The sequence below is a fragment of the Sutterella sp. genome (assembly GCF_030539355.1).
Taxonomy (GTDB): domain Bacteria; phylum Pseudomonadota; class Gammaproteobacteria; order Burkholderiales; family Burkholderiaceae_F; genus Sutterella.
Genome location: NZ_JAUNSF010000024.1, coordinates 22,397 through 28,784, shown reverse-complemented (window position 1 = coordinate 28,784; position 6,388 = coordinate 22,397). Strand labels below are relative to the sequence as shown.

Annotated in this window: 2 protein-coding genes; one reads left to right on the top strand and one right to left on the bottom strand. The window is 65.2% G+C overall.

Features of this window, described 5'->3' with window-relative positions; genetic code table 11:
• Positions 1 to 95: 95 nt before the first annotated feature.
• Entirely contained in the window at positions 96 to 5,213 is a 5,118-nt protein-coding gene (locus Q4F91_RS05775; RefSeq protein WP_303335535.1) for a hypothetical protein, read from the top strand.
• A gap of 126 nt (positions 5,214 to 5,339) precedes the next feature.
• On the opposite strand, the gene Q4F91_RS05770 is transcribed toward Q4F91_RS05775, so the two are convergent.
• A complete protein-coding gene (locus tag Q4F91_RS05770) occupies positions 5,340 to 6,362 on the bottom strand; it encodes an alpha/beta hydrolase (protein ID WP_303335532.1) in 1,023 nt (340 codons plus the stop codon).
• Between the last annotated feature and the right edge of the window lie 26 nt (positions 6,363 to 6,388).

Below are 6,388 nucleotides of genomic sequence, written 5' to 3'. Positions count from 1 at the left end.
TCAATATCAATGAATTTCTAAATTGCCGCTGTACCGGTCTGGGGAAAATTCACGTACCGGTTCGAAGGAAATTCACGACGACCGATGAACTCCTCGTGAAGCAGGGCGGTTATTTCTATGGCGGCGGCCAGACGATTGTTGACACGACGACGACCGTCACGGGCTCGGGCTCCACGATGAACGTGGGGCAGTTGAACGGCCAGAAGCTTGATGTCGCGTACGGCGGCTCCTTCACCTCGAGAGGCACATTCGTCGTCAATGAACTCTATGTCACTGGCGTTGACGATAACGGAAGCGGCTCAAGCGTCACCACCGTATCGGCAACGGTGAACGGCCCTCTTGAAGTGCGTTACGGCGCGAGCTATACCTCGACCGATCTGACCACTGTCTCGGGCGAGACCATTGTCAATGACGCAACAGTCACCGCCGGCAGATTCACCGCCAAGGACAAGCTGAGCGTCGTGAACGGCGGTGCCTTCGGCACCGAGAGCACTGTCCTCACCGCCGAGAACGGCGTCTACGTCTCTGGCATCAACATTGATGACCAGAAGACTGCCTCTTCGATCACGGTCGCCCGGGCCACGATCTCCTCGGGCAACCTGGAGGTCTATGACGGAGCCGACTACACCTCCGCCACCAAAACAACCGTTTCAAACGGCAGCACAACCGTCTCGGGCGAAGGCTCCACGATCACCGTCGGCGAACTTTCGACCCAGGGGCTCACCGTCGCGGGCGGCGCGGCCTTCAAGTCGAACGGCACCTTTACGGCCTCATCCGTTGAGGTCAAAGGGGCCGCCGGCAGCACGGGCTCAAGCCTCGTCACTAAATCGGCAACGATCACGGGGACGCTCTCCGTGACCGACGGCGGCTCTTACGCCTCCTCCGGCGACACCAAGGGCCTCACCTCGGTGACAGTCAGCGGCCCGTCCTCAACGATGACATCCGGGTATCTCGAGACCAAGACCCTTGCGATCTACAACGGCGGCACCTACGGCACGGGCTCGACCGAGAGCATCAAGGCCACCGAGTCGGTTACCGTCTCCGGCACGAGTGAATCCGGCAAAGCCTCCTCCCTCTGCATCCGCGCGGCCGACATTGACGGGAACCTCAACATCTATGACGGCGCGGACTTCACCACCTCGTCCGTCACGACCGTGGGCGGAACAACCACCGTCTCGGCCGCAGGCTCCACGCTCACCGTCGGAGAACTGACGACCGAGAAGCTCGACGTCGCGGGCGGCGCGGCCTTTAAGTCCAAGGGCACTTTCACTGCCGTCAACGTCTCAGTCACCGGCGCGGATTCAAACAGCACGGGCTCAAGCATCACTACCGCATCGGCCACGATCACCGGGACGCTCTCCGTGACTGCAGGCGGCTCCTACGCGTCCTCCGGCCAGACCAAGGACCTCACGTCCGTGACGGTCAGCGGCCCGACCTCCAAGATGTCTTCCGGGTACCTCGAGACCGGAACGCTCGACATCGTGAACGGCGCGACCTACGGTACCGCCGGTACCACCGACTCCATCAAGACGAGCGGAACCGTGCAGGTCACCGGCACAAATGAAGAAACCGGCCTAACCTCCTCCCTCACGGTCAACAATGCGACCATCGGCGGAAGTCTGCTTGTCCTTGACGGCGCGGACTACGACACCGCCGGCAACACCAGCGTGACCGACGAGACGACTGTCTCGTCCTCGGGCTCCACGCTCACCGTCGGCGGGCTCTCGACCAAGACGCTTGAGGTTACGGACGGCGCAGCCTTCAAGTCGAACGGCACCTTCACCGCCGAGTCGGTCACCGTCACCCGCTCCGATGCGAGCATCGACACGAAATCAGCGACCATCGGTTCGCTCTCGGTGAGCGAGGGCGGCGACTACACCTCCGATGACCTCACGACCGTGACCAGCTCCGTTTCCCTGCAGGGCACCGGTTCCTCGGTCGACGCCGGCCGCATGAGCGCCGCAAGCGTCGCGGTCTCGGACGGCGCCGCCTTCGGCTCCGAAGACTCAAGCGGCTCGCTCACAACCACGTCGGGCGGCCTCTCCGTCACCAACGCCAGCGCGTACTTCACCTCCGTCGACCTCAAGACGGAACTGATCGTTCAGAGCGGCGCGGCCTATGAGGCGGACAAGACCGTCGTCTCCGGGCTCTCGACCATCCGGGGTGAGAACACAACCGTCAACACAGGTTCTCTCGAGACAGGCGCCCTCTGGGTCTCCGCCGGTGCGAAGGTCGGGAATGAAACCGCCGGCTCACTCACGGTCACGAATGGATCGACGGGCAACGTCGTCGTGGACGGCTCCGGGTCCTCGGTGACGGTCACCCAGGCTGACATCACGAACAAGCTCACAGTCTCTGCGGGCGCGGCCTTCACGGCGACCGCAGACTCGGGCAGCAGCCCGTCGCTCAAGACCGGCACCGACGTCAAGGTGACGGGCGAGGGCTCCTCGGTCAATGCTGATTCGGCCACGATCGGCGGCGAGCTTGAGGTGTCGAACTCCGGCGCCTTCACCTCCACGGGCACCACGGCGGTTACAGGAGCGACGACGGTCACCGGATCGGACTCGCAGATCTCGTCGAACGACCTCACGACCGTCAAGCTCAATGTCGGCGCCGGCGGCTCGCTCGCCGCCACGGGCACCACGGACGTTGACGGACTCACCACCATCAACGGCTCGGGCTCAACCGTCACGGGCGATCTTGAGACCGGGAACCTCTGGATGTACGACGGCGGCCAGCTCGGCTCGACGACAAGCAAGTCCACGCTCAAGACCACGAGCGGCAATGTCTCGATCTATGACGAGGGCACCGCGATCAATGTCTCGTCGGCGGACATCTCCGGGAACCTCACCGTCTCCGGCAGCGCGGCCTACGTCTCCTCGGACGTGACGAAGACCTCCGGAGACGTCACGGTCACGGGCAGCGGAACCATTGAGGCCGGCTCGGCCGAGATCGGCAACGATCTCAAGGTGAACGGCAGCGGATCCTTCACGTCGACCGAAACCACGAGCGTCGGCAATGATCTCAATGTCAGCAGCGGCGGCTCGTTCTCGGGCGGCGGCACGACCTCGGTGACCGGAGCCGCGTCGGTCTCGGGCGAGGGCTCGTCGGTCAATGCGGCCGACCTCTCGGCCGAGACTCTCACCGTCTCCTCGGATGCGACCTACTCCGCCACGGGAACGACCACGGTCTCCGGACTCACCACGGTGAACGGCGCCTCGCTCGGCAGCGCCGCCCTCACGACGGGCGCGCTCTGGGTGCATGACGCCGGAACGGTGGGCTCCGCAGAGAATGCCGTCGAGATCAAGGTTGACTCGACGAGCGGCGGCAGCGGCAACATCGTCCTCGAGGACGCGGACACCGCCGTCTATGCGAGCTCCGCCGAGATCGCGGAGAAGCTCCAGGTCGTTGACGGCGCGAGTTTCACGAGCACCTCGGGCACAAGCGCCGGGTACCTCACGGTGGCGGGCGGCTCGGCCTCCTTCGCCTCGCTCGAGCTCACAAGCTCGACCGAGGTCTCCACCATCCGGAACGGCATCGTCTACGTGGGCTCCGGGGCGGCCACGCTCGAGGATATCCAGAGCTCGCTCGGATCCGACGTCACGAGCGCCCTCTATCTCGACGACATTGAGGACAGCTTCGACGCCGGCGCCGGCATCACGGTCGGCACCGTGACAAGCTCCGAAGCCGACACCATCACCGTCGGCACGGGCGGCGCGATCGTCGTGGGCGACGGCGCCGTCTCGGCTGTCGACAACACCTACACAATCAAGGTCACAAGCGACATCGCGGCCGAGGGCGGCGTGATCGACCTCTCCGGCATCGGCAAGATCGACTCCTCTACCGTGATCAACCTCGCCGAGGGCGAGCTTCAGGTGACCGACCTCTCGTCGATCATCACGGGGAACACGCTCTACGCCGCGACTTCCAATGCGGACGGCACGATCACCTTCGGCCTCTCCGGCACCGGCACGGCGTCGCTCACGGAATACCTGTCGGCGAGCCTTGCCTCGGCCATCAGCGCTCAGCTGAACGGCGGCGGCGCCTCGGCCTCGGACGCCACGGGCGCAGGCTGGATCGCGGGGCTCCTTGAGAGCTCCTCGTCCGGCGCCCTCACCTCCGAGGACACGGGCCGCGCGATCGAGTCGGTCGCACGCATCGGCGCCCAGTCGGGTGCTTACCAGGCGTCCGTCATGACCGTCGGACTTATCACGGGCATGACCGAGAGCCGTCTCGGCTTCAACACCGCCGCGGGCTCGCCCGCCGTGGTGAGGCTCAACGGCCCGGCCCAGGCCTTCACGCTGGCGAATGCCTTCGCGGACGCCTCGACCACGATGACGGATACGCAGGCCCCGGCTGCTCCGGCCGCCTTTGCGGATGACTCAACCGTGGCCTGGGTCTCGCCCGTCTACTCGAAGACCAAGTCGGACGGCTTTGGCGCGGGCCGCTTCACGACTGGCGTGGATGCGCAGTTCTACGGCGTGGCCCTCGGCGTTGACTGGGCCGCGGGCGAGAACTCGCGCCTCGGCATTGCCTTGAACCTCGGCACGGGAGATGTGGACAGCGAAGGTTCGCTCGACAAGACCTCGACCGACTACAGCTACTACGGCGTCACGGGCTATTTCGGGCGCCTGGCCGGTCAGTGGGCGATCGTGGGCGACGTGTCCTTCGGCTACGTCGACGGCGACGTGACCCAGGAGAACACGGGCGGCCGCTTTGTCGCCGATGCGAAATCGAGGATCTTCTCGGCCGGCGCGAAGGCCAGGTACACGTTCGAGACCGACTGCGTCGACATCGCCCCGTACTTCGGCGCGAGGTTCAACCTCATGAAGATCCACGGCACGGATGCCTCCTCGGCCGGCGTCGCCATGCTGCATTCTGACTCCGTCACGAAGGCCTACGCCGAGATCCCGGTGGGCGTGCAGTTCTCGAAGGCCCTGAAGGCCGCGGACGGCACTGTGGTCAAGCCCGTGCTTGATCTCTCGGTGATCCCGGTCCTCGGCGACGAGAACCTCGACACGACGGTGAAGTTCTCCGGTGTGACGAACTCGGCGACGGTCTCGACCGAGGTGCTCGACCGCTGGAACTACTCCGCGAAGCTCGGTGTGACCGCCGAGAAGGATCGCTTCGGCATGGGCCTGGGCGTCTCCTACACGGGCAGCGAGAACGCGGACAACTACGCCATTACGGCGAATTTCCGCTACAGGTTCTGATCGATCACCACGGCCTTCGCCTCCCCGCCCGGATCCGCCCCGGGTCCGGACACGGGAGGCGGAGAGAGGAAAAGGGAGCCCCGGCACATCGCCCAGGCTCCCTTCTCTTTGATATCAACCCGCCGGTCACTTCGCCGCGAGGTTGTCGCGGAAGAACTTCTCGAGCTTGTCGAACGGGATCCTGTCCATGCGGTCGTAGAGATCCACGTGGCCCGCGTCAGGCACGACGTAGAGTTCCTTCGGCTCGGCGGCCTTCTCGTAGGCGTCCTCGGAGAAGTAGCGCGAGTGCGCGTGGTCACCGACCACGAAGAGCACCGGGCGCGGCGAGATCAGGTCGATCTGCGAGAACGGGAAGAAGTTCATGAGCGCCGCGTCGCTCGTTCTGCGCACGCCGATGTAGTTCGGGTGCGAGCCGCGCTCGGTGCGGTAGTACTCGAAGAACTCCTTCGCGATCGGGTTCGGGTTCTCAGGGAGCACCTTCGGCGTGCCGGGGATCACCAGAGGCTCGGCGCCCGCGTACTCCTTCGTGCGCTGCGCGAAGATCGCCTCGAGGTTCTTCCTCATCTGGTCGCGGGAGACCGTGTCGCCGAGTCCCTGCCGGCGCTGGCGCCCCATATCGTACATGCTGACCGTCGCGACGGCCTTCATGCGGGGATCCCAGGACGCGGCGCTCACGACGAAGCCGCCGCTGCCGCAGATGCCGAGGACGCCGATCCTCTCCGCGTCAACGAATTTGAGCGACCCGAGGAAGTCCACCGCGGCGCTGAAGTCGTCCACGTAGATCTCAGGCGACACAGTCTGGCGGGGCGTGCCGCCCGACTCGCCGCCGAAGGCGAGGTCAAAGGCGAGCGTGACGAAGCCGCGCTTCGCGAGCTCCTGGGCATAGAGGCCCGCGGTCTGTTCCTTCACACCGCCGAAGGGGTGGCCCACGATGATCGCGGGATGCTTCGACGCGGTACCGGCCGTGACGCCCTGCGGCAGGTAGAGGTGGCCCGCGAGCGTGATGTCGTAGCGGTCCTTGAAGTTCACCTTCTCGAGCGTCACCGCGGGATCGCGCGGGAAGGTCAGATCGTTTTCAGAGGCGGAGACGGAGCCGGCGGCACCGGCGAAGGCGATGGTCATGGCGCAGAGGAGAGCAAGTTTTTTCATGGTGAAGCTCCTTTGTGGAGGCGAAA

What these genes read in the sequence shown, in the direction of transcription:
- Q4F91_RS05770 (WP_303335532.1), bottom strand. Translation starts at nt 6,362, where the DNA reads ATGAAAAAACTTGCTCTCCTCTGCGCCATGACCATCGCCTTCGCCGGT.